This is a genomic window from Maribacter sp. 4G9 (assembly GCF_002742265.1).
Classification (GTDB): Bacteria; Bacteroidota; Bacteroidia; order Flavobacteriales; family Flavobacteriaceae; genus Maribacter.
Genome location: NZ_MDGL01000151.1, coordinates 1 through 840, shown reverse-complemented (window position 1 = coordinate 840; position 840 = coordinate 1). Strand labels below are relative to the sequence as shown.

At 33.2% G+C, this 840-nt stretch carries 2 protein-coding genes; both read right to left on the bottom strand.

The genetic code is table 11. The annotated features are described in order from the left end of the window. The coding region (locus BFP75_RS15045) for a transposase (protein WP_165776561.1) at positions 1-118 on the bottom strand (118 nt) is incomplete at its 3' end. 23 nt (positions 119-141) lie between these two features. Then, positions 142-549 (bottom strand): hypothetical protein, encoded by a 408-nt coding sequence (locus BFP75_RS15040; RefSeq protein ID WP_099546195.1) that lies wholly within the window; start codon positions 547-549, stop codon positions 142-144. Between the last annotated feature and the right edge of the window lie 291 nt (positions 550-840).

The window sequence follows — 840 nt, the reverse complement described above, 5'->3', positions numbered from 1 at the left end:
TGTAGAACGCGGCGGAACTGACCCCATGGTCACGGGTTATCTCGGCAACGGACTTTCCGTTGTCGAACTCCTTTAAGATACTTGCGATCTGTGTTGGTGAAAATTTGCTCTTCCTCATAATACTGCTTAAAATTAAGGTTATTATTCTACTTTTAAACAGTTCGGTTTTAAGGGAAGCTTACAATCATAGTTCAAATAAACCCTGGCTGTATCAATACGCTTACTTGCAAAAACTTTCTGCACATTCCCCCTTACCTCTATGTATTTAAGCGTATCGTCGGCAAATGTAAATACAACTTTGTCAATTATTCCATTACCAGTCTTTACTTGAGAACAGACTAAGTGCTCCTCTTTTAATTTTGCTAAGGGGAAATTTGGATTGTCGACCGATATCATGTCTACTGTTTTAGATATTTCACTTAATTTTTTAACAGTTTTTTCCAGTGATTCATTCAACTTAACACCATTGAATATTGATTCAGCCTGTGCATAAAACATATAAGGTGTAATCAGAAAAATAATTGTGAGTATAATTTTTTGCAATTTCATAATTGGAAAGTTTCTTTATTATTCAATAAAGATTATCATTAAGCTTGATTGTTACAACATTTGCAATAAACTATTCAATCCATTCAGAAAATTGAGAATTAACGAAAGGCCAACAAAGAACTGAGGTAAAAAACAAACAAATTCTTCCTTAATTTGAGACATTATTATTCCACGCTCATAGGTTCAATAACTTGATTCTTTGAGCTTTTTTTATTCAATCCATCTTCTATTTATCTTGGCAGTATGGAAACGTAAGTTTCATCATATGGTCTACCAGATTTTGCAATAGCA